We start from the raw sequence: 24218 nt of genomic DNA on the forward strand, positions 1-24218 counted from the left end.
TTGAGCACCAGTAGCACCTGTTGCGCCAGCCGGTCCTTGAGGTCCAGTAGCACCTTGAGCGCCAGCTGGTCCTTGAGCACCAGTAGCACCTGTTGCGCCCGCCGGTCCTTGAGGTCCAGTAGCACCTTGAGCACCAGTAGCACCTTGAGCACCAGTAGCACCTTGAGCGCCAGCTGGTCCTTGAGGTCCAGTAGCACCTTGAGCGCCAGCTGGTCCTTGAGCACCAGTAGCACCGGCCGGTCCTTGAATACCTTGAGGTCCTTGAGGTCCAGTAGCGCCTTGAACACCCGCTGGTCCCTGTGCACCTTGAGGCCCTTGAGGTCCAGTAGCGCCTTGAGTACCCGCTGGTCCTTGAGGTCCAGTAGCACCTTGGGCACCCGCTGGTCCTTGAGGCCCGGTAGCACCTTGAGGTCCAGTAGCACCAGTAGCGCCTGTTGCTCCTCCTCCACCAAGGCAACCTGATCCGTATTGAACTAGGATAGTTTGGATCTCTGTTATGAGTTTAACTAGTTTGTCGATCGTACAACAATCTACTTTGAATAACTTAGAGATATACAATAAATAATTAAGCAGGCTTTGTAGCTCAACGTACAATGCTCCGCATGAGAAAGGTGTTGTTCTTAAAATAGTTAATAGATTAGCGATAATAGAATTTCCAATTTGTTTTTGTGCTGGAGATAAATCTAAGCAATTGAGGAATTTTTGTAAGTTATTTAGGGCAGCGATTAAGTTATCGATATTATTTTGAGAAGGGGTTTGAAAGACAGCTTGAATAGCTTGGCCAAGAGCTTGAAGAAGTCTAACGAATTCTGTAAGTTCAGACTTAGAAATGTTAATATGACTACAAGCTCTGACTTCGCAACAATCATTCCCATAAAATACTTTTCCTTTATTTTTATTGTTCATCTTTTCATTCCTTTCTTCCATAGAATCAATAGTCATTACTATATATTAAAATGAAATTTATACTAAATTCGTGATGGACAAACTACCATTTCTAAAAAAATAAGAAATTGTCCCACCTAGCAAAAGATAAGTAAGGTTATAGGGAAGGTTTTGTATAATGTAAAGAAGAAAAGTGCAACATAAAAAAGTGCATGCCAATTGTTGGGAGTACTGAACAATTGGCATGCACTTTGTGGGTTGATCCTTTATTCGCAGTGATTTAATTTTTCAAGGGCTGTTTTAGGTAAGATTGGAATTGAAATAGTGAAAGTTGTCCCGTTTTCATTACTAGCCATTTTTAATGTACCGTTATGATTTTGAATGATTTTCTTCGTTACTGACAAGCCCAGACCTGTGCCTGAATCTTTTGTTGAGAAGAATGGATCAAAGATATATTCTTGAATGGCTGGAGGAATACCAATCCCATTATCAGTGAATGTAATACGAACAAAATTATCTAGGCGATAACTAGTGATTTGGATAGAAAGTTTTTTTTCACCTTGCGCATCGACAGCGTTCTGAAATAGGTTTAAAAAAACTTGCACAAGTTCGTGACGATCAATATGGACTAATATATTATCTAATTCGGTAGAGAAATTATAATCAATTGAAATATTATGTAAAAAGACTTCACTAGCTAGTAACTGTTGAATATATTCACGTAAAAACGTATTAATGGGAAAGGGTTCTCTTGTAAATTCGCGTGTTTTTGAAATAGATAAAAATTTTGTAATAATACTATTTGCGCGATCTAATTCAGGAATAAGTAAGTTTTTAAATAGTTCTTTATTAGATGGAGAAACACTTTCTTGTAAAAATTGTAAATAACCTCGTACGGTTGTAAGAGGATTACGTACTTCATGTGCAATACCAGCTGCGATTCGTCCTGCTAACGAAAATTTTTCTGCATCACGTTCTGAGTTTAAATAATGAAAGACACTAATAACTCTAAAAATCTCTCCGTTATAATCACGAATAATTCGGTTATTTAAAATGCCATAGTTTTTGTCTAAAACTTCTTCATTATATATTTCTGTGCCTGTTCTTAATGTTTCAAGAGCTTTAATTTTTTCTTCTGGTAATTGTAGTAGTTGTTGAATTGGCTTTCCGATAATATCATTTCGTACTACACTAAAATCATCTGCTGCAATTTGATTACATAATGTTATATTTCCTTTATTATCAACAAAGGTTACATGATGTGAGAAAGCATCAAAAATATGAACAAAGTATGTTTCAAGTTGTTCAAATAAAAATAATGAATCGCAAGTAAGTTGAAAATCAGCCTCTTTATTTTCTTTTTGTATGTTTTGAATGGAATGAGTCGTTCTCGTTTTCTTTATTTGTAAACCAATATGTGGATTTTTGTATGTGAAATGATGTGGTAATTGATTCACAAGTTCTTCATAAAAACGTACTTTGTTTTCTAGTTCTTCTATTCGTTTTTCATGAGATACAATATCATCGTTTGGAAGCATAAATAAATAACCCCTCAATTTAAAAATTCTTCCATCTAGTATATCATATTTTTATACGGATACTCTGAAAGAAGGGACTACTTAATGAAATTGATTAGTCGAAGTGTTCAGGAAGTGAGTAGAATGAATAGAAAGTGAAGTGAAAAAGGGAGGGATATATTTGCTTTTCATTGGAGTAACAGGATGGGGAGACCATGATTCTTTATATATAGATCCCTATGAAAATAGAAATAAATTACGAACATATAGTGAGCATTTTCCTATTGTAGAAGTGGATAGTTCATTTTATGCGATGCAACCTGCACGAAATTATACAAAATGGGCAATGGAGACACCGAATGATTTTTCGTTTGTCGTAAAAGCGTATCAAGGGATGACGGGACATATGAAAGGTGAAATACCTTTTTCTACGTTTGATGAAATGTTTGATGTGTATAAACAATCTATTCTTCCTTTAATAGAAGCTGGTAAATTAAAAACGATTTTATTTCAATATCCACCATGGTTTGATTGCAAAAAGAAAAATGTAGATTTTCTTCGATATACGAAAGAAAAAATGGAAGATTTGCCATGTGCCATAGAATTTCGGAATCAAACATGGTTTTATCCGGAAATGAGAGATAAGACGCTACAGTTTTTGGAACAAGAGAAATGGATGCATACGATTTGTGATGAGCCGCAGGCCGGAATAGGTTCAGTACCGCTCGTACTAGAAGTAACAAATGCAGAGATGGTGTTAATACGTTTTCATGGTCGAAATGTTCATGGTTGGCTTGATAAAGGAGAAAATTGGAGAGCGGTTCGTTGCTTATATCGCTACAACAATAAAGAATTAGAAGAATGGGTAGAAAGATTAGAGCAATTAAAAAAGAAGACAAAGAACATATATGTACTATTTAACAACAATTCAGGCGGAGATGCAGCTGATAATGCGAAACAACTTATGAAAATGATGAATATTACATATGGTGAGCCGAAGCCCGAGCAATTAAATTTGTTTGAATGATAATAAACAAGAAAGGCACTGTACAAACAGGGGGAATGTACAGTGCCTTTCTATATGAAAAAGAGGGGTAACAATGTTACTGAGCGTTTGGTTGATTCATCAATTGTTGGCTTCGTAATAAATGATAATGGTTATCATTATCATTGTCAATAGTTTTCCGAAAAATAAATAAAAACTTTTTATGAGATATGAACAGTAGGGAGATTCCAAATAAAAAGTTTGGATGAAGCAACGAAGTTTTTATTGGGGATCTCCTGATAAAGTACAAAAAAAGAACAGCAATTAATGCTGTTCTTTTCCAGTGACAAATTGTTGTAAATCAAAAGGAGTTATAGCCTGGATAAACTCTTTTGAGATAAGTGTTTGAACTAGAGTACTCTCAGAAATGGAAGCACCTGTTTTCTTTTCGTAAGCTTGTTTTAATAAATCAAGTTTTTCAGCCGTTTCTTTCGGTAATTCAATTGTTAATGTGTTCATAATTTCTCCCCCTTACTATTAGAGTACCACTACAATATAGGAGAGACAAGGGAAGAGAATGTGAAACATAAAAAAGGTTACCATTTATAAAATGGTAACCTTTTTTATGTATAAGAGTTATTAAGCAATACCGATATACTTTAAAGTTTTTGATGGAGTACTATGATCAAAGAAGTGTTGTAAAAATGCGATGTCAACACCTGATTTGTATGCACAATATCCCCAAGTTTTTCGAAGTGTATGTGAGCTAATCCCTTCTAATCCAACTTCTTTTGCAGCTTTGTTTAAAATGTACCATGCATGTTGTCTCGTAATAGATTTTGTTCCTTTTTGAGACTTTAATAATGGTTCATTACGTTTCCAAGTTTTACGTTCTTTCATGTAGTCTTCGATTGCGTGCTGTAAGTCTTCATTAACAGCAAACCATTTATGTTTCTTTACTTTTTCATTGTAAAATAAAATGGAATGGCGAACATTTTCATTTTCATCGATTACATCACTAACTTTTAATTGTAAGATTTCACTTACTTTTAAGCCAGAATTTACAGCTAATACGAATAATAAGCCATCACGTTTCGAAGATTGTAAAAGTATATTTTTGATAGTTTCTAATTGTTTTTCATTTTGAATAGGTTGTCCTGCTTGTTTCATTTCACGCACTCTCCTCTTTTATATGTGTAAAGGAAAGGATTAACTTGTTTCTTACTATAAAGGGAGAGTGTGAATTTCATGTGAACTCCTAGTGAAATTAAGACAAATTATTTGACTTCTTTTACTTTTTGTAAATTAAAGTAGAATACAACACTATTAGTTGTGTTATATACACCGTACTCCGCATGGTGAAGGTCTAAAATGTTTTTTACAATTGATAATCCGAGACCAGTACCACCAGTATGACGGCTACGAGATGCATCTAAACGGTAGAAACGATCCCAAATTTTTTCAAGACTTTCTTCTGGGATAGGGTTTCCTGTGTTTTCAATTTGTATTTTTACTGTATCTTCCATTGCTATAACGGAAACTTGTATTTTTTCTCCTTCTGGCGTATAGCGAATGGCATTGCTAAGTAAGTTCACAACCACTTGCTCAATACGACTACGATTCGCTTGAACAAATATAGAAGAGTCTACACCTATGTTCACTTGTAAATGCTTTTCTTCCATGCTAAATAATAACTTTGTATAGACTTGTTGAATTAATTCACCGATTGAGAATGTCGTCATGTCTAGCTTGTACGTACCTGATTCTAATTTTGCTAATTCTAACATTTCAACAATAAGTCTGTTCATGTTTTCGGTTTCTTCTAAAATAACATCTGTGTAATACGTCGTATCTTTACTAACGCCATCTTTAATTCCTTCTGCGAAACTTCTAATTACACTAAGTGGTGTTTTTAATTCGTGTGATACGCCAGAAATGAATTCTTTTCGTGTTTTCTCTAATTGACGTTCACGTTCAATATCTTGTTGTAATTTTGTATTGGCAACATTTAATCGATCAATTCGGTCTTTTAAGTTTACCGATAACGTATTAATACTACCGGAAAGCCCACCAATCTCATCGTCTGCTGTCACAGGTAATTTCTCGCTAAAATCAAAATTGGCCATTTTTTTTGTAACGCGATTAATTTTAATTAATGGTTTCACAATGATTTTTGAGTAGTAGAAGGATAACAAAATAATGACGAGAAATACGATGATTAAGGCATAGACATAATAATCCTTTAAAACGAGCATTGCTTCATTAACAGGCTGTAAAGATGCTATCGCAAAAGCGTATTCTGTAATGTTTCCGTCTTTCATAATAGGTTTTACAAAGATACTATTCTTTATATTCTCTCCGCCATCTATTATATAAGTGTTTAATTGGTGCGAGTTAGCAGTGCCATTTCTAATAATGTCTGCAAAATATTGAACGGCTTGTAATGTTTCAAAATCATTTGCAAGCCGAACCTCGGCTTTTGATGGGAGCTGTAATTTAGATATAATACCAGTAAACTCAATTTGAGTTACAGTTTTAGAGCGGTTTGTAAGTCTATTTTTGGAAGAGTTGCCATTAATGGATTGAAAATCTGAAGTGACACGTTCGTTTTGCCATCTATTATAATTTGTTGTCAATTCTAGTGGTGTTATTGTTCTCCCTCGTAACAAACCGATGACGTTTATCATGCCATCTTTTTTCAATCCTAAGTTTTCGAATTTCTTATATTCTTCAGGCGTTAAAAGATTATTGAGTGGAATAAAATATGTTTCATTATTTTTAGGATTAATTACATCAATGTAGTAATTGCTGTCACTTTTAATAATGCCCTCAGAATTTAAAAATTGCATATCAGCATTTGTTTTATCATGAAATTCTTGTTTTAGTTTTCTAATTTCCTCAGGGTCTTTTTCGCTTTTTTCATAATTAGCTACGAATTTTTCAAAAGCAGTTTGAACTGTTTTTACTTTTTTATTAATATAAAATTTTTCTAAAAATAGAGATTGTCCTAAGAAAAAAAGGAGGAATATGATTGTAAATAATGTTGATGTTAATAAAAATAGTTTAAAGACGATACTTCTGTTTTTCACTGCGTCACCTCTTGTGAGAAATACTGTAAATGATTTCTTTATTATAACAAATGGTACAAAAAAGTAGAGGAGAAAATCTGTCTCTTCCGAAAGTAGTTTTTAATAAAAAGTCACATAAAAAGAACTCGACAGACGTATGACGAGTTCTTTAATGTATTATTGTTGAATTGCTGCATCTAAAGCGATTTCAATCATTTCGTTAAATGTAGTTTGACGCTCTTCAGATGTTGTTTCTTCACCAGTGAAGATGTGATCACTTACTGTTAATACAGATAACGCATTTACACCGTATTTCGCTGCTAAAGTGTAAAGAGCAGTTGTTTCCATTTCTACTGCTAGTACACCGTAATCTCCAAGTTTTTTAACCATGTCCATGCTTTCGCGGTAAAATACATCTGCTGTTAAAACATTACCAACACGAACATGTAAGCCTTTTTCAGTTCCAGCATCGTAAGCTTTCTTTAAAAGATCAAAGTTTGCAGCTGGTGCAAAATCGAAACCTGGGAATGTTAAACGGTTCATATTAGAATCTGTACAAGCTGTCATTGCAATAATAACGTCACGTACTTTTACGTCTTTTTGAATCGCACCGCAAGTTCCAACGCGAATTAAATTTTTAACTCCGTAGCTTTGGATTAATTCGTTTACATAAATAGAAATAGAAGGAACACCCATACCTGTACCTTGAACAGATACACGTTTTCCTTTATAAGTTCCAGTGAACCCTAACATGCCACGCACGTTATTATAGCATGTAACGTCCTCTAGAAATGTTTCAGCGATATATTTTGCACGTAATGGATCACCAGGTAATAGAATAGATTCAGCGATTTCGCCTTGTTTTGCTTCAATATGTACACTCATGAAAAGTCCTCCTTATAATGTATTGATAGAAATCAATATCATTTGCATTATACACTACGAATCCTTTCAATTAAAATCTTTTTATTATTTGTAATATGTGCGAAACAGGAGGATTTCATAAATCACAATCTAGAATATATAAGTAAGAAGTTTTGTATGAGCAGAGACAATAAAAATGGTAGGTGATGTCTTGAAAAATCTTGTCATTGGATTTGTTGCTTTGTTATTTATTGTAGTAGGAGGATTTTACATAAAAAAGTACCAAGAAACTACAGAGACTGTAGGTGATGTTCAGGAAGTAAAATGGGATGTGTCAAATGGAAAAGGAAATGAGAAAGTAGATATTTCGTTTCAATTACTAAATAATAAAAATAACGAAGTTCGTGGTGTAAATGATCAAATTCGGGCAGTTATTGTGGACGGACAATTAAAGCATGTACAACAAATGAAACCTACATTTGCAGGGAATGGATTATATAAAGTATCTTCCAAAATAGCGAAAGATGAAAGATATACAATATTTTTATATGAAGACAAAAATAAGTCGGTGAAATCATTTGCGAAGAAAGATTTTGGGAGAGAAGTAGAGGAGAAAAATAAGAAAAAAGTAAAATTTTCAATCGATAGTGTACTTACAAAAAAAATAGGGGAGTATGAAGTTTCTCTTTTATTTGGTGCATTGCATCCGAATGAACCAGCGACGTTAACATTTCAATTCCAATCGAAAAAGGGTGAGAAATTGAAACTACATTCAGAGAGAGGAGAAGTGGAGGCGCTCTATATCGTGGACGAAGCGAGAGAAAACTTTTTATACGCAATACCTGTTGATACAGATGAGCAATTGCAATATCGTATTACATTTCCTGCTGAAGGAACGTATAAAATATGGGGAGATTTCTATATAAATGGTAAGAAATATGAAAAAGAATTTATTGTACAAGTTCAAAAAAGAAAAAACAGCTAAATATTTAGCTGTTTTTTCTTTTTCCTATTAATTTTGTTACAGAGAGCATTGTAATTGGTAAAGAATGATTCTTTCTAAATGCTAAATATTTACCGCTCCATGCTGGTTTATATTTTTCTTTAAAATGTCGTAACCCACTGAAACTATACGTATAACGAACATTATTAAAGATGGCAGCAGCAACTCGTTCAGACCAGAAAGACTGTGTCGATAAACCTACATTTGAAAGTGGTGCCATACCAATATTAAAGGAATGGTATTCATTTTCTTTTGCCCACTGGAATAGGTGGATGAAAATTGCATCCATAATGCCGCTAGGTGCATCTGGATAATATCGCATTAAATCAACAGACAACGATCCGTCTTGATATACGGGCATAAAAGTTGTAAATGCGATGATTTTTCCATCCGCATCAGATAATGTAGCAATAGGTGCGCGGCTAATATATTCACGGTCAAAGTATCCGAGCGAAAAACTTTTCTCTTTTTTTCCGCCGAGCCACGCATCTGAAACTTTTCTTAACTCTTCAAATAACTCGTTTGAGAACGGTGGCTGGTGAATAGAGAATGTATAGCCTTCTCGTTCAAAACGATTGAAAGTCGCTCGCATACCGGCCCGTTTTTTCCCCGTTATTGTAAATGTATTCAAATCAACGACAGCTTCTTCGCCAAGCTTAAAGAAGTTGTAACCAAAATCATGATATAAACTCATCCATTTACTTTCGATTTGGTAGAATACACAAATGTATCCAAATCGATCAGCCTCAGCTAAAAACTCTTGTAACACAGTACGGTAGGAGGAAGGATCCCCAATTGGATCACCTAGCACAACGAGACGTTTTCCAGTTATAGAGAAGAGAAGGAGCGCTTTCCCATCACTACTGAAGAAGAATTGTTTATCTCCTAAAAATCCTAGATGACTAAGTACATTTCCATCATGCTCATCTAAAAAGTTTTGTAATCTTTTATCATTAGCTGGTTGCCCGGGAAATTCACTTCGATAACGATTGGCAATGAGTGAGCCAATCAGTAAAAATGTAGGAACGAAAAAGGCAGCTGCTAATGCACTTCGTTTCACTTGCGTAATATTACGAACGACAAAATCAGGTTTAAAAGCTTCTTTTGCACCTGCAAATAAAATACCTAAGTTTTTATATAAATATAAAGTTATGAGTAAGAATATAAAAACTTTTACCATATCAGAAAGGGAGACTTCCATTTTCTCGCGTACAAATCTTTTACGAAGCATATATAATACAGCAAGTACGATTAATAAAATAAACGTCTCTTCAATATCAATCCCTTTTAGCGTATTAAAGATGGCTGCTCCGATTAAAGAAATAATCGTCATATAGTAAGAACGCTTTGTTCCATAATATATGCCTCGTGAAAGGATCAGGAGGAGAATACCGAAGGTTAGTGATAAGCTAAAAGAAAATTGAATAAGATATTTTGGAGCTAGAATATGTAAGGCGTGTGCTCTGTTTATACTTGTCGGTAGGATGGTCGATAAAATAACCATTAATCCAGCAAATACTGTTAAAGCAGCAGAGGCCCATGAACCTAGTTTTCCTAGAAAATCACGTTGCAAAGTCCATATAACACCAGTTGTTTCTAATGCAGGCGCAATAAAAGGTTTATCTTCAAACTTTTTAATGGCCACGCCTGTCATTTCAAAAGCTGCAAAAATAAGACCAAGGCAGAAAGGTAAAATGTAATAGACGAGGCGATATAATAACATAGCAGGTAGTAATACGCCTGTATCAATGCCATACTGTCCGAGTCCAGTTAAGAAGACGAGATCAAATGAACCAAGTCCACCAGGCACAAGACTAACAACACCGGCTAAAGCAGCAATTACATACACACCTAAAAACTTTTGAAATTCGATATCGATGCCAAATAATATTAGTATGACGTACATAACAATACCGGCAGATACCCACTCAACTAATGAAACTAATGAGTATAAAACAGTTGGATTTTTCTCTTCTTCTCCTTCTTCTTGTCCTTCAGTTTGCTTTGGTTTTCTATTTTTTAGTTTAGAAAAGCCAATGTATATAGGAACGAAAAGGGCGAAGAAGATAAGAACAGGCCATAGCCAGGGTTTTTCATGCAAAATAAAACTTGTGTCTAATATTCCAATAAGACCGAGGAAAGAAAGAATTGCGAGTCCGTTAATAAAAGCAGTTGTCATCCAGGCGATACTTTTAATAAGTTTGCCATTTTCTTTTATGTATGGACGATAAAGCATTGTGCGTACACCAGCTCCAACGAGACCACCAAATCCAATAAATCCATTTAAAGTATTAGCAATCCATGAGATGCGAAAAATTTTTTGGACTGGTATATCAGCTTTTAAATAACGAAGCATAACATAGTCATAAAAGAACATTGTTGATACAGCAAACGCACCAAGTGTAATTGCTAAAAATACTCCTCCGGTTGGAATGTTTTTAATTGTATTGATTGCTTCTAAAAAAGAAATGCCTGCTAATTCTTTTTTTGCTTGAAAGAATACAATTGTTAATACAACAAATGGGAAGATAATTTTTCCGATTTGTAAGAAACGTTTCCATGAAAACGACATAAATACAACTCTCCTTGTATAAGAAAACTGAGACAATAATATTATTATGACAAACTTCAAGAAAAATAAAAAGGTAAATTCCTGTATTAAGGAAGCTATTTTTTATGATGGTTATATTTAAAAGAGTATTTCGTTTGTCAGAAAATTAAGTTAAAATAAGTTGAAAGAAGGAAGAGAGGGGAAGTAGATGATTATAATAGGTTATGCGGGGTATGAGCTAGAGAAAGCAAAACCTAATACATCAGAAGATTTTTTTAATAGATCTGAAGTGACATATATATTAAATGATAAAGAAAGAACCTTTTCCGTTTTATACGTACGATATTTTGAAGAAGTTTTACAAGAAATTACTCCTTTTGAAGGAAATCCAGTATGTAAAGTAGAAGAACAAGACATATATTTGCGGGATATTGTAGCGATATGTTGTTTGCTGAAAGAGAATGAGCTTCGCATGCAAAAACGTTTGTATTTAAATAATATAGAAGAATTCCAACAATATTTTGATGTGGAAACAATGGTGAAAGTACAAGAAATATTGGCTGAATTACATAAAAATAAAAGAGTAGAAATAGCGTGAAATGGCAAAGGAGAGGGAAAAAATGTCTAATCTAATGGTTGAAAATCAAACAGAACAAGTTTCTATGTTTTTAGAAGATGTTATTACTTTGATAACCAATTATGTAAATTATCATACGTTGCCTTCTTTATTAGAAGAAACACCAGCAGGGAATAAGCAATATTATAAAGGGTTATTAGCGTCAATAAGACGTCTTCTCGTTTTTTGTGAAGAAGGACATGATGCATGTTTTGTTTTATTAAATAGCCAGCCATTTCGAAAAACAGCAGCTGAAAAGATTCTATATAAAATTTATCATCAAGTAATAGCAGAGTTCTTTTCACCAAAGAATGATCATTGGTACGAAAATAGTCGGTCTGCTTATACAGGGAAAAACTCCATCGTTTTTCAACAAACGCCACCTGCATCTATAGAGCTAGTGATGAAGAGTTTAGAAGGTAAATTTCAATTGATGCGTGAAGAACTAGAATATTATGAGACGGATTATCAAACAAAGATGTTACACAAATATTAATGTCGAAAAAGGAGCTAAGGGGACTTAGCTTCTTTTCCTTTTGTACAGTTATATAAGGGATTTCCTTTGAATATATTTAAGGGGATAGCATTAAGGAGGTGTAACATGAGTCAGCAAGGTGTATTTACAGATTACTTTCATGAAGTAGAAAGCTGGTGTGAAAGTGTTCTTCACGTATTAGATAGTCGTGCAATGGAAGTGTATGATGTCCATATGCTTGCTTATAAAATTCAAACGTTATTAGACCGTATGAAAGAGCATGAGTATGATACAGATGCAGAGTTTTTGTATGAAATAAGTGATGATGTAGAGCATATTCAGCATCACTTACAGGAAGTGTTCGTGCAGGGAGAAGAGGAATATGAACTATATGAAAGAGGGGATAGTGAACGAGCTGTTCCAATTGGAGGACACACACTCCCGCCATTACCTTATCCGTATAATGCGTTAGAACCGTATATTTCTAGAGAAATTATGATGTTACACCATGATAAACATCATCGCAGTTACGTAGAAGGATTAAATAAAGCAGAAAAGATGATGGAAGAAGCGAGAAAAACAAATCAATTTGATCTAATTAAGCATTGGGAAAGAGAAGCAGCTTTTCATGGATCAGGTCATTACTTACACACGATATTTTGGAATAACATGAAAAAAGATGGTGGCGGAAGTCCAAGAGGGGCTCTTTCACAACAAATTGAGCAAGATTTTGGGAGTTTTTTACGTTTTCAAAAACATTTCACAGAAGCAGCTTCTAAAGTGGAAGGGTCAGGATGGGCGATTCTCGTTTGGGTGCCACGATCTGGACGGTTAGAAATTTTGCAAAGTACACTTCATCAATTATTTACACAATGGGATACGATACCGCTCCTTGTACTAGACGTGTGGGAACATGCATATTATTTACAATACCAAAATAGAAAAGATGAATATATTAAAAACTGGTGGAATGTCGTCAATTGGCCTGATGTGGAAAAAAGATTTGAAAGTGCGAAACAAATTGAATGGACACCGTATTAGACGCAGGTTTTCTGCGTCTTTTTTATTGGAAGGGGCAAGAGATTTCGTTCATATTTTAAAAGGCCAAGCATACACTTGTACAAAAAGTGCCAAAAGGACGTGGGGGGAAATATGAGACGAATTTGTGTAATAATTACGCTTCTTATTATGTACGCAAGCGTTATGCCAATTCCTACATATGCAAAGATGAACAGTAATGTTAGTGCTCGAAATGCAGTGTTAATGGAGCAACAGTCAGGTCGTGTATTATACGGAAAAGCAGAACATGAGCCACAAAAGATTGCCAGCATAACAAAAATTATGACTGCCTTGTTAGCTGCTGAATCAGGCAAAATGAAAGAAATGGTATCGGTTAGTAATGAAGCAGTGAGAGTAGAAGGGTCAGCGATTTATTTAAAGCCTGGACAGAAAGTGAAGTTAGAGGATTTAGTATACGGACTCATGCTTAGATCTGGTAATGATGCAGCACAAGTAATTGCTGAAAATGTAGGAGGGAGTATAGAAGGGTTTGTATATTTAATGAATGAAAAGGCAAAACAAATTGGGATGAAAGATACGCATTTTTCAAACCCACATGGCTTGGATGGAGATGGCTCTCATTATTCGTCTGCTTATGATATGGCGCTTTTAACGAAATATGCAATGGGGAACGAAACCTTTAAGAAGATTTTTGGGACAAAAACGTATAAATCAGATTCATGGGATTATCCGTGGAAAAACAAACATAAACTCGTGACGTCGTATTATGAATTTGCAACAGGAGGGAAAACAGGTTTTACGAAGAAAGCAGGACGGACGCTTGTTACAACAGCATCAAAAGATGGACTAGATCTAATTGTCGTAACGTTGAGTGCTTCTAGTGATTGGGATGATCATATGAATTTATTTGATAAAGGTTTTGAGCGTTTCAAACAAACGAATGTTGTAGGGCAAGGAGCTCTTGCTGAAATAACTGAAAAGAAATATGCCAATCATGTTTATACGAAAAATAGTTTTGCGGTGCCATTAACTGAGCAGGAAAGAAAGAATGTCGTATTAAAAGTTGAACTCGATAAAAGTGCAAAACTTAAGGATGGGGTAAAGGTTGGGAAGACAGAAATTTATGTTGGCAATGAGAAAGTTGGAGAACGGAATTTATTTTATAGTAAACGAAAGTTAGTAGCTACAACGGGAATGTATTGGAATAATGTGAAAGAAATTTTTTCTCATATGATAGGTGTTGGGAGCGATGGTTAATCTCGTATGGGTAGCGATGGCGGTCATTGGGATTGTTTATGCCATGATAAACGGAACGATGGAAGAAATAAATAAAGCTGTATTTGACGGGGCAAAAGATGCAGTAACAATTTGTATAGGACTCATTAGTGTTTTAGTATTTTGGCTCGGTTTAATGAAAATTGCAGAGGAAGCAGGGTTGTTAAAAAAGTTAGTGTCACTTTTTATGCCGGTCGTAAAAAGGCTGTTTCCAGAAATACCGAAAGATCATCCATCAATGGGATTTATTCTATCAAATATGATGGCGAACTTTTTTGGATTAGGTAATGCAGCGACCCCTCTTGGTATTAAAGCGATGGAACAATTGAAAGAGTTAAATGGAGGAAAGGATTCGGCGAGCCGTTCGATGGTGACGTTTCTTGCATTAAACACATCAGCGATTACTTTAATTCCTACAACTGTCATTTCGATTCGAATGACGTATGAATCAGCGAATCCTACTGAAATTGTTGGGGTAACATTCATTGCACAAGTACTCTCTATGATCGGAGCGATCTGGATTGACCGCTATTTTTACCGAAGAAGGAGTAGGAAGGGGCGGAAAAAATGAGCATTGTAAATACAATTTCATTATGGGTAATCCCTTGTGTAATTGGTTTTATTCTTTTGTATGGTACGATTAAGAAAGTGCCAACCTACGAATCGTTCGTTGAGGGAGGAAAAGAAGGAATTCAAATTGCAATCTCCATTTTACCGTTTATGGTTGGGATGCTCGTATCTATTTCTATATTTCGAGCTTCAGGTGCATTGGATGCAATGATATCAGTAATGAAGCCGATGTTAGATTTAATTCATGTCCCAGCAGAAATTGTTCCACTAGCACTTATACGCCCTATTTCAGGCTCTGCTGGTTTAAGTATTACGACCGATTTAATTGCCACATATGGGCCAGACTCTTTTATTGGAAGGCTAGCTTCTACGATGCAAGGAAGTACAGATACAACTTTTTATATTTTAACAGTATACTTCGGAGCCGTTGGAATTAGAAAAATGGGAGATGCATTAAAAGTAGGACTTTTTGCCGATTTAATCGGAATTATTTGTTCCATTGTGTTTGTTTCTTTATTGTTTAAGTAATACTATTCATTTTTTATGCTATTTCGCTTATAATACGTATACGACCACTATTAAGTTGTTGCTTAATAGTGGTTTTTTTATGCGGTAATTTTGACAAAATGATGAACTTTTATTGTGAGAAATATGAAAAAGATGGACAATAATAAAAGGTAAAAACATGTTTTGACCTTTATATGTTTATTATCATCGCTATGTTGTTTAAGTGAGATGAAGCGAAAAGCCGTCAAGCGTATGCGGTTGCCAAGTCTTTCTAATGTAAGGTAAGATAAATTCGAGGTGAAAAAAAGAAATGGAACGATTACAAAAAGTGATTGCGCAAGCAGGTATTGCATCGAGAAGAAAGGCTGAGGAATTAATTCAGCAAGGAAAAGTGAAAGTTAACGGAAAAATAGTGAAGGAGTTAGGAACGAAAGTAACTCCTCAAGATAAAGTAGAAGTAAATAACATTCCTCTTGAAAAAGAAGAACCTGTTTATTTTTTACTATATAAACCAACTGGCGTAATTTCAAGTGTATCAGATGATAAAGGAAGAAATGTTGTAACAGACTTTTTCCCTGAAATTACACAACGTTTATTCCCAATCGGACGCTTAGATTATGATACGTCTGGCGTATTATTAATGACAAATGATGGGGACTTCGCAAACGTATTAATGCACCCTAGATATAAAGTTGAAAAAACATATGTTGCAAAAATAAAAGGTCCACTAACAGGTGAGAAAATTCGCATGTTAGAACGCGGTGTTATGTTAGAAGACGGAAAAACAGCACCAGCGCGTGTGAAAATCATTTCTTGGGACAAGCGTAAAGAAATGGCGATTGTACAGTTAACAATTCATGAAGGACGTAACCGTCAAGTACGTCGTATGTTTGAAGCGTTAGATTGTAAAGTAGTGAAACTAAAGCGTGAACGCTATGCTTTCTTAGAAGTAGGAAGTCTGCGACCTGGTGATGCAAGAGAATTGACACCACATGAGGTGAAACAATTACGCGCATTGGCTTCTACAAAGCCTCGCTAATCGATATTGTGAAACTTTCACCAGTGGAATGCTCCGCTGGTGATTTATTAAAAAATACATATATTCATCACTCGTCGAAGAGAGGGGAGACAATATGAAAAAAAATCGCTTATTATTTCGTGTTATTATTCTACTCATTTTATGCGGTGCTGTAGGATTTACACTTTATCAAGGATTCTTTGCTGATAAAGAGAAAATGCAAATCGGAAAAGAAGCACCTAACTTTGTTGTGACAGATTTAGAAGGAAAGAAAATTGAACTAAAAGATTTAAAGGGAAAAGGTGTATTTTTAAACTTTTGGGGAACTTGGTGTAAACCTTGTGAGAAAGAAATGCCTTATATGAACGAATTATATCCAAAGTATAAAGAAAAAGGCGTTGAAATTATTGCGTTAGATGCAGATGAAACAGATATTGCTGTTAAGAACTTTGTGAAACAATATGATTTGAAATTCCCGGTTGCCATTGATAAAGGAACAAAAATCATAAGCACATATGGGGTAGGACCATTACCGACAAGCTTCCTGATTGATAAAAATGGAATAGTAGTGGAACAAATTATAGGTGAACAAACGAAAGAACAGTTAGAAGGATATTTAAAGAAAATTACTCCGTAATAAAGAAAGCCTTTACATAGGAGGTGCTTACCTATAGTACCTTCGGTTTAAAAATTCTGAGTATTGCGGTAACTTAAGGTTAGAATATACAATAGTACATATAGATACAGGGGCGGTGAGAGTGTTGAAAGAAATTAAATGTGAATGTGGACATGTGAATCCAATAGGAACTGTTTTTTGTGAAGCTTGCGGGAAACCATTTGAAAGTAATGAAAATGTAAAACTATTGGATATGCGCTATGAGGGGAGTGCTCGGCGATCTCTCACGCAAACAAAAACGATAGTCGATAAAATTTGGAGTTTTTTCTCTTCTGTAAAAGTAGGCGTATGGCTCATTGTAATCACTTTAGCTGCATCAGCGATAGGAACTATTTTTCCGCAAGAAATGTACATAACTCCAGGGATCGCGCCAGCTGAATATTATAAGCAGGAGTACGGATTTTTAGGGCAATTATACTATCAATTAGGTTTTAATAATTTATACGGTTCATGGTGGTATATGATGTTAATTGCTTCAATTGGTATTTCACTTGTGATATGTAGTTTAGATCGTGTCATTCCGCTTTATAAAGCTTTAAAGAAGCAAGGGGTGAAAAGACACCCTAGCTTTTTAAAGAGACAAAGATTATACGGCACCGGTACACCGCAAGATGGTGATTTGGAAAAAGTGCAAATGAATTTAAAGAAAACGAACTATAATGTGAAAGTGGAAGATGGGAACATTTTAGCTGAAAAAGGACGGTTTTCACGCTGGGGTCCATATGTGAATCATATCGGTCTCATTATCTTTTTATTCGGTGCAATGCTCCGTTTTTTACCGAGTATGTACGTAGACGAAGCACTTTGGTTACGTGATGGTGAAACGAAAGAAATACCAGGAACGGATGGGCAATACTATTTAAAAAACGAGAAGTTTATAAAGGAAGTTTATGATAAAAGTAAGGACAAGGAAGTTTTTGATGAAGCAATTGATCGTGTAGGTGATAAAATGATTGCGAAAAATTTCCAAACGAATGCTGTATTGTATAAAGCGGTCGGCGAAAATATAGCTGGACAAAAACCGAAGTTAGAAAAAGTAAAAGAAGCGGAAATTCGAGTAAATGAGCCAATGAAATTTGATCAATTTGCTGTTTATCAAGTGGATTACAAAGAAAGTGAATTTAAAAGCATGTCTTTTAACTTGCAAAACAAAGAAAATAATCAAAAGTGGGGACCAATTAAAGTAGATTTAACGAATCCTACAGAAAAATTCGATTTAGGAAATGGTTATTCTTTAGAGCTATTAAGCTATTTTCCAGATTTTTATTTTGACGAGAATGGAAGACCAAATACAAAAACGAAATTACCAAACAACCCTGCATTTGTGTTTAAAATGTTTACACCTGAAACACCAGATGGTGAAGTGAGTTTTGTTGGTATTCAGCAAAATATAGAACCTGATGGAAATAATAAGTATAAAATGTCCTTCGCAGGTGTGGAAATGCAAAATGCAACAGCGCTTACTGTAAGGAAAGATTTAACGCTTTGGATTCTCGGTATTGGAGGATTTATATTTATGGTTGGTGTCATTCAAGGAATGTATTGGAATCATCGCCGTATTTGGATACAACGCGTTAATGATGAATGGTGGATTGCAGGACATACGAATAAAAATTGGTTCGGTTTAAAGAAAGATATTGAAAGAGTACTAGAAGGTACAGCAATTCCGCAGCCAAATGATAAAGTAGTGGATAAAAAAATTAGTTAAGGTGGGGAAACGATATGGTGCAAATAAGTAGTAACTTTCTCTTTACCGCATTTATTTTATATTTAATTGCCACTCTATTTTTCGGGGGAGCGATTAAAGAAAAAGGTCATAAATGGGCAAATGTAGGAATAACGATTACAATTTTAGGATTTATTGCACAAACAGTATATTTTGTTACAAGGTGGGTTGCATCAGGACATGCACCAGTTAGTAACTTTTTTGAATTCGGTACGTTTTTCGGCATGATGCTTGTTGGGGCATTTATTGTCATGTATTTTATGTACCGCGTAAGTATAATTGGACTCTTTGCATTACCAGTTGCGCTTTTATTAATTGCATATGCGAGTATGTTTCCGAGGGAAATATCTCCGCTTATTCCTTCTTTAAAAAGTAATTGGTTACATATTCATGTGACGACTGCGGCAGCAGGACAAGCAATTTTAGCAATTAGTTTTATTACGGGCGTTATGTATTTATTGAAGAATGTAGATCAATCAACGAGAAGTAAACGTACATTTTGGTTAGAAACGGTAGTGTTCACACTTGTTTGTACAGTTGGATTTATTGGAGTAACAACAGTATTTTCTAGTATGAAATATGAAGCGAAGTTTCAATGGATTGATAAAAATGAACAACAAGTGGAGATGAAGTACAATCTTCCGGCTTTAGTTGGACCGCATGAAGGGAAGTTACTGACAGAAAATAAATTAGAACCAAAAGCTGAAGTCCCAGCGATTGTAAATGCGAAAAAATTAAACACTGTAATTTGGTCAGTTTTAGTTGGAACTTTACTTTATATCGTATTAAGACTTGTTTTACGGAAACGAGTATCAGCGGCGCTTCAGCCGTTAGTAAAAAATACAAATAGTGATTTGTTAGATGAAATTGGATATCGTTCTATTGCAATTGGATTCCCTGTTTTCACATTAGGTGCATTGATTTTTGCGATGATTTGGGCTCAAATAGCGTGGACACGTTTTTGGGGCTGGGATCCGAAAGAGGTTTGGGCGCTTATTACTTGGCTCTTTTATGCGGCGGTATTGCATTTACGCTTATCAAAAGGGTGGCATGGAGAGAAGTCGGCATGGTTAGCGGTAATTGGTTTTGCAATCATTATGTTTAACTTTATTGTAGTAAACTTAATTATCGCGGGTTTACATTCATACGCATAGAGAAATAAAATAGGAGAGTGTATGTCACTTTCCTATTTTATTTTTGTCAACTTTTCTTCTTTTTTGAGAAAAACATGACAAAGTAGCGGTTGATTTTGTAAAATGATGTCGAGGACATTATATACTGTTCAAAAAAAATACATAGTTTTGGAAAAAAATTGAACAAACTTTATTATTCTTGTGAAGCATAATATGGAAAGTGAAACATTTAGAAGATTGCTTAAATAAACGAGAATAGCGCAACATAATAGTATAGAAGGGTAGGTGTGAACCGTTGTGGTAAAAGTACGCAACGGGTAGAAATGGAAAATGAATCAAGAATTTTAATTGTAGACGATGAGGATCGTATTCGTCGTTTGTTGAAAATGTATTTAGAGAGAGAACAATACACAATTGAAGAAGCAGACAATGGTGATACAGCTTTAGAAATGGCACTGCAAAATGATTATGATTTAATCTTATTAGATCTTATGATGCCTGGTAAAGATGGTATTGAAGTGTGTAAAGGGGTTCGTGAGAAGAAGGCGACGCCAATTATTATGTTGACAGCAAAGGGTGAAGAAGTAAACCGCGTACAAGGGTTTGAGGTAGGCACAGATGATTATATTGTGAAACCATTTAGCCCACGTGAAGTAGTGCTTCGTGTGAAAGCGGTCTTACGCCGTTCTGTACCAACAACATTCTTTACACAAGATACAACGACAAAAGATGTTACTGTGTTCCCTCATTTAACAATTGATAATGATGCACACCGTGTTACAGCAGATGGTAATGAGGTGAACTTAACACCAAAAGAGTACGAATTACTATTATTCTTAGCGAAAGCGCCTGATAAAGTGTTTGATCGTGAGCAATTGTTAAAAGAAGTATGGCAATATGAATTCTTCGGAGATTTACGAACAGTTGATACGCATGTAAAGCGTTTACGTGAGAAGTTAAGCAAAAAATCACCAGAAGCTGCGAAGATGATTGTTACCGTTTGGGGCGTAGGTTACAAGTTTGAGGTTGTGAACGACTGATGCTTTGGAGAAGTGTAGTAGGGAAGTTATGGATGACCATATTACTTCTCGTTTCGTTTGTGCTTGGATTTGTTGCAATTTTACTTTCACAGTTTTTTAGAACGTATTATGTTGATATGAGTGAAACTAGGCTTCAAAAAGTTGCAACAAGTGTTTCAGAGTTAATTGAAGAAGGTGCCGATGTAAAAACGATTGAGAATATCGCGTACAAATTCTCTGATCCACTTTCAAGGATCATTATTGTAGAAGATGGTAAAGAAATATCTTCTTCGCCGAAACAAGAAGGTTTAGTTACTCTTACAATGGATGATTTGAAAGAAGATAAAGAATTAGCGGCTGTTTTTACAGACAAAAAAGAAATTAAGAATAACATTAGAAAAGCCTCTAATAGTAGAAAGAATAAAAACACTGAAAATGATATTATGATTGTTGGAAAACCAGTACAGTCAAAAAATCAAAGTGCAGTGTTCGTATACGAATCTTTACAAGTACCGATACAAGGTATGGAAAGAACGACTGATTTTATATTCTTATCAGCAGGGATTGCGATTATATTAACAACTTTCTTTGCATTCTTCTTATCTACTCGAATTACAGCACCACTTCGTAAAATGCGTGAGGTTGCTTTTGAGGTGTCGCGTGGGAAGTTTGATGCGAAAGCTCCTATGGTATCTCAGGACGAGATTGGTGAGCTTGCAACGGCCTTAAATCAAATGGGGAAACAGTTGAAGTTTAATATGAATGCCCTGCAACAAGAGAAAGAACAGTTAGCTAGTATTTTAAGTAGTATGGCAGATGGGGTTATTACGTTAAATCAAGAAGGCGAAGTTGTTGTAATCAATCCGCCGGCTGAACATTTTTTACAAGTTTGGCAAGAAGAAAAAGAAGTCGAATTAAGTAAAAAGCTACCTTCTGAACTTGTTGAACTATTCCATCTCGTTGTAGAAAGCGAACAACAACAAGTAGTTGAAATTAATTTACAAAAAGGTAACTACGTAGTTCTTATGACGCCGCTTTACAACCAAACGAAAATTCGTGGGGCTGTAGCGGTATTGCGTGATATGACGGAAGAACGTCGTCTTGAGAAGATGCGTCAAGACTTTATTGCGAACGTATCACATGAACTTCGTACACCGATGGTAATGCTTCAAGGATACAGTGAAGCAATTTTAGATGATATTGTGCAAACGAAAGAAGAAATTAATGAGTTTGTTCAAATCATTTATGATGAATCCGTCCGTTTAGGTAAACTTGTAAATGAATTGTTAGATTTAGCGCGTATGGAAAGTGGTAATGTTGAGTTACATATCGGTGAAGTAGATATTCATCCTTTCGTTGAAAAAATAGGCCGAAAATTCCAAGGGATTGCAAAGGATAAAGAAGTCGAATTAACGGTTGATTTCCAAAATCCAATTGAGCAATACCCGTTTGATGCAGATCGTATGGAACAAGTATTGACGAATTTAATTGATAACGCAATTCGTCATACGAATGCAGGCGGTCATGTAACGCTTGTAATTGATACGAAAAATAATGGACTTATTTTTGAAGTGCAAGATTCGGGTGCTGGTATTCCCGAGGAAGATATTCCGTTTTTATTTGATCGTTTCTATAAAGCTGATAAAGCAAGAACACGTGGGAAAAAAGGTGGAACAGGACTCGGGCTTGCGATTGCGAAAAATATTGTGCAAGGTCATGAGGGGAAAATTGCTGTTTCAAGTGTTGTTGGAGAGGGAACTACATTCTCTGTATATTTACCGAATCGTATAATTTAGATATGTGTTTTTAAAGTTGATAATGAATAAAGTTCTACTGTTTTTATTTTTTTGTAAATCAATTAAATAAATAATAGTAGAACTTTTTTCTATCTTAGTCGAATGAAGAATAATAAGAGGGGTGTCGTAAAGCGATGAAATTATACACAAAAACAGGAGATAAAGGGAAAACAAGTGTAATAGGCGACAGAGTGGATAAAGATGATATCCGGGTTGAAGCATATGGCACGATAGATGAGGCAAATTCTCATATTGGATATGCGATGACAAAGCTACAAGGTAAGTCTTTCGGAGATATTTACCATGAACTTGAAAATATTCAACATGAACTATTTGATTGCGGAGGAGACTTGGCGATAGTAGCAGGGAAAATCCCTTATAAAGTGACGATTGAAATGGTCGAAAGTTTAGAAGGAAGGATTGATTCGTATATAGAAGAAGCACCGCCGCTAGAGCGCTTTATTTTACCAGGTGGAAGCGAGCCTGCTGCTGCTATTCATATGGCACGTACTGTTGTAAGGCGAGCGGAGCGGTGTATAGTGACTTTACAAAAAGAAGGGGAAATCAATGAAGTTGTTCTAAAGTATGTAAATAGATTATCTGATTATTTATTTGCAGTAGCTAGAGTAATAAATGCTCGATTACAAGTAAAAGATGTAGAGTATAATCGCAGTGCAATCGTTTTTCGTGATAAAAATGAGAAGGAAGTGGAGTGATTCACTTTCTTTTTTTGTATACTTTTTTCTGTAATATACCAAAATAGAGAAGGTATGGTGGTAATTAGAAAACGGAGGATGTATATGAAAGTGTTAAAACGTGGCGTCATGTTATTGACAGTACTGTTTTTATCTCAATTACATGTGTACGCAGAGGGAAATCAATGGACATGGCCTGTTGATGGAAAGATAAGTGATTATTTTGGGACAAGGCACGGAAAACACTACGGTATAGATATAGCGGCACCGATCGGGGCACCTGTGGCAGCGATTCAGGAAGGTAGGGTAACAAAGTCTTATTATTCCAGTAGTTACGGAAATGTCGTATTTATTAAACATGGAGAATATGAGGCTGTATATGCACATTTAAATAAGAGATATGTAGTTCAAGGAGATTATATTTCAAAAGGGAAAATAATTGGAGAAGTAGGAAATACAGGAGAATCGCGAGGTGCGCACTTACATTTAGAAGTTCATCAAGGAAGATGGACGATGGCGAAAAAGAATGCGATGAATCCGTTGCTTGTTTTAAATGAACAAAGAAATGAAGTCGTTTCTTCATCGTTATATGTCGTCCAAAAAGGGGACACTTTAGTTAGTATTGCACGGAAATTTAGTATGTCAGTTAAGGAAATTAAAGAAAAAAACGGACTGCAGCAAGAGCTTATTTATCCAAATCAACAATTATATGTAAAGTAAAAAAGAGCTAGTTTGAACTGCACCCAATTGTTAGACACAGTCTAACAATTGGAGGTGCAGTTTTTCTATGGCTAAATTTACAGCTGATGAAAAAATACA

Annotated in this window: 23 protein-coding genes; 16 read left to right on the forward strand and 7 right to left on the reverse strand. The window is 35.2% G+C overall.

What is annotated here, in order from left to right:
• Window positions 1-906, reverse strand: a 906-nt coding sequence (locus tag AC3WVA_RS11320) for a collagen-like repeat preface domain-containing protein (protein WP_492321913.1), incomplete at its 3' end; no start/stop codon positions are given.
• A 245-nt stretch (window positions 907-1151) separates the two neighbouring features.
• The gene (locus tag AC3WVA_RS11325; RefSeq protein ID WP_098881700.1) at window positions 1152-2423 is read right to left on the reverse strand and encodes an ATP-binding protein; all 1272 of its coding nucleotides are present in this window, start codon (window positions 2421-2423) and stop codon (window positions 1152-1154) included.
• Window positions 2424-2583: 160 nt separating this feature from the next.
• On the opposite strand from AC3WVA_RS11325, the gene AC3WVA_RS11330 reads away from it, so the two are divergent.
• Window positions 2584-3429, forward strand: a complete 846-nt coding sequence (locus AC3WVA_RS11330; protein ID WP_492321914.1) for a DUF72 domain-containing protein — start codon at window positions 2584-2586, stop codon at window positions 3427-3429.
• 282 nt (window positions 3430-3711) lie between these two features.
• Here AC3WVA_RS11330 and AC3WVA_RS11335 read toward each other — a convergent pair whose 3' ends face one another.
• The 4 genes from AC3WVA_RS11335 to deoD form a co-directional block, all read right to left on the reverse strand.
• Complete coding sequence (locus AC3WVA_RS11335; RefSeq protein ID WP_001094861.1) at window positions 3712-3906, reverse strand: DUF3924 domain-containing protein; 195 nt, start codon at window positions 3904-3906, stop codon at window positions 3712-3714.
• A gap of 120 nt (window positions 3907-4026) precedes the next feature.
• Window positions 4027-4557 carry a tyrosine-type recombinase/integrase gene (locus AC3WVA_RS11340; RefSeq protein ID WP_000806236.1) on the reverse strand — a complete coding sequence of 177 codons (531 nt, stop codon included), beginning with the start codon at window positions 4555-4557 and terminating at the stop codon, window positions 4027-4029.
• A gap of 107 nt (window positions 4558-4664) precedes the next feature.
• Complete coding sequence (locus AC3WVA_RS11345) at window positions 4665-6476, reverse strand: sensor histidine kinase (protein ID WP_098347238.1); 1812 nt, start codon at window positions 6474-6476, stop codon at window positions 4665-4667.
• A 156-nt stretch (window positions 6477-6632) separates the two neighbouring features.
• Entirely contained in the window at window positions 6633-7340 is a 708-nt protein-coding gene (gene deoD / locus AC3WVA_RS11350; RefSeq protein ID WP_000110707.1) for a purine-nucleoside phosphorylase, read from the reverse strand.
• A gap of 175 nt (window positions 7341-7515) precedes the next feature.
• Between deoD and AC3WVA_RS11355 the strand changes: the two genes are divergently transcribed.
• A complete protein-coding gene (locus AC3WVA_RS11355) occupies window positions 7516-8304 on the forward strand; it encodes a DUF8832 domain-containing protein (protein ID WP_141539479.1) in 789 nt (262 codons plus the stop codon).
• 4 nt (window positions 8305-8308) lie between these two features.
• Here AC3WVA_RS11355 and mprF read toward each other — a convergent pair whose 3' ends face one another.
• Complete coding sequence (gene mprF, locus AC3WVA_RS11360; RefSeq protein ID WP_098347239.1) at window positions 8309-10894, reverse strand: bifunctional lysylphosphatidylglycerol flippase/synthetase MprF; 2586 nt, start codon at window positions 10892-10894, stop codon at window positions 8309-8311.
• A gap of 187 nt (window positions 10895-11081) precedes the next feature.
• Here mprF and AC3WVA_RS11365 point away from each other — a divergent pair, with 187 nt between their 5' ends.
• From AC3WVA_RS11365 to AC3WVA_RS11430, 14 genes are all read left to right on the forward strand, one after another.
• Window positions 11082-11471 carry a hypothetical protein gene (locus tag AC3WVA_RS11365; RefSeq protein WP_098347240.1) on the forward strand — a complete coding sequence of 130 codons (390 nt, stop codon included), beginning with the start codon at window positions 11082-11084 and terminating at the stop codon, window positions 11469-11471.
• A gap of 22 nt (window positions 11472-11493) precedes the next feature.
• On the forward strand, window positions 11494-11985 hold the full coding sequence (locus AC3WVA_RS11370; RefSeq protein ID WP_098881701.1) for a YpuI family protein: 492 nt from the start codon (window positions 11494-11496) through the stop codon (window positions 11983-11985).
• Between the two features lie 105 nt (window positions 11986-12090).
• Window positions 12091-13005 carry a superoxide dismutase gene (locus tag AC3WVA_RS11375; protein WP_048526968.1) on the forward strand — a complete coding sequence of 305 codons (915 nt, stop codon included), beginning with the start codon at window positions 12091-12093 and terminating at the stop codon, window positions 13003-13005.
• Window positions 13006-13116: 111 nt separating this feature from the next.
• Entirely contained in the window at window positions 13117-14241 is a 1125-nt protein-coding gene (gene dacB, locus AC3WVA_RS11380; RefSeq protein WP_048526971.1) for a D-alanyl-D-alanine carboxypeptidase DacB, read from the forward strand.
• Window positions 14234-14830 carry a spore maturation protein SpmA gene (gene spmA / locus AC3WVA_RS11385; protein WP_071757514.1) on the forward strand — a complete coding sequence of 199 codons (597 nt, stop codon included), beginning with the start codon at window positions 14234-14236 and terminating at the stop codon, window positions 14828-14830. The genes dacB and spmA overlap by 8 nt, the downstream gene beginning before the upstream one ends.
• A complete protein-coding gene (gene spmB, locus AC3WVA_RS11390; protein WP_048526975.1) occupies window positions 14827-15357 on the forward strand; it encodes a spore maturation protein SpmB in 531 nt (176 codons plus the stop codon). The genes spmA and spmB overlap by 4 nt, the downstream gene beginning before the upstream one ends.
• A gap of 289 nt (window positions 15358-15646) precedes the next feature.
• Complete coding sequence (rluB, locus tag AC3WVA_RS11395) at window positions 15647-16375, forward strand: 23S rRNA pseudouridine(2605) synthase RluB (protein WP_029440666.1); 729 nt, start codon at window positions 15647-15649, stop codon at window positions 16373-16375.
• A gap of 94 nt (window positions 16376-16469) precedes the next feature.
• Window positions 16470-16991 (forward strand): thiol-disulfide oxidoreductase ResA, encoded by a 522-nt coding sequence (gene resA / locus AC3WVA_RS11400; RefSeq protein ID WP_048526979.1) that lies wholly within the window; start codon window positions 16470-16472, stop codon window positions 16989-16991.
• Window positions 16992-17112: 121 nt separating this feature from the next.
• Entirely contained in the window at window positions 17113-18738 is a 1626-nt protein-coding gene (gene resB, locus AC3WVA_RS11405; protein ID WP_048526981.1) for a cytochrome c biogenesis protein ResB, read from the forward strand.
• A 14-nt stretch (window positions 18739-18752) separates the two neighbouring features.
• A complete protein-coding gene (gene resC, locus AC3WVA_RS11410; RefSeq protein ID WP_098881702.1) occupies window positions 18753-19910 on the forward strand; it encodes a cytochrome c biogenesis protein ResC in 1158 nt (385 codons plus the stop codon).
• A 302-nt stretch (window positions 19911-20212) separates the two neighbouring features.
• Window positions 20213-20929: a DNA-binding response regulator ResD gene (gene resD / locus AC3WVA_RS11415; protein ID WP_098347248.1), complete on the forward strand. Its 717-nt coding sequence runs from the start codon at window positions 20213-20215 to the stop codon at window positions 20927-20929.
• The gene (resE, locus tag AC3WVA_RS11420; protein WP_098347244.1) at window positions 20929-22704 is read left to right on the forward strand and encodes a sensor histidine kinase ResE; all 1776 of its coding nucleotides are present in this window, start codon (window positions 20929-20931) and stop codon (window positions 22702-22704) included. Before resD ends, resE begins: the two co-directional genes overlap by 1 nt.
• 134 nt (window positions 22705-22838) lie before the next feature.
• Window positions 22839-23420, forward strand: a complete 582-nt coding sequence (locus AC3WVA_RS11425) for a cob(I)yrinic acid a,c-diamide adenosyltransferase (protein ID WP_098520364.1) — start codon at window positions 22839-22841, stop codon at window positions 23418-23420.
• An 84-nt stretch (window positions 23421-23504) separates the two neighbouring features.
• Window positions 23505-24119, forward strand: a complete 615-nt coding sequence (locus AC3WVA_RS11430; RefSeq protein WP_098347246.1) for a peptidoglycan DD-metalloendopeptidase family protein — start codon at window positions 23505-23507, stop codon at window positions 24117-24119.
• The last annotated feature ends 99 nt before the right edge of the window (window positions 24120-24218 follow it).

This window comes from Bacillus sp. EB106-04-02-XG92, from assembly GCF_058791995.1.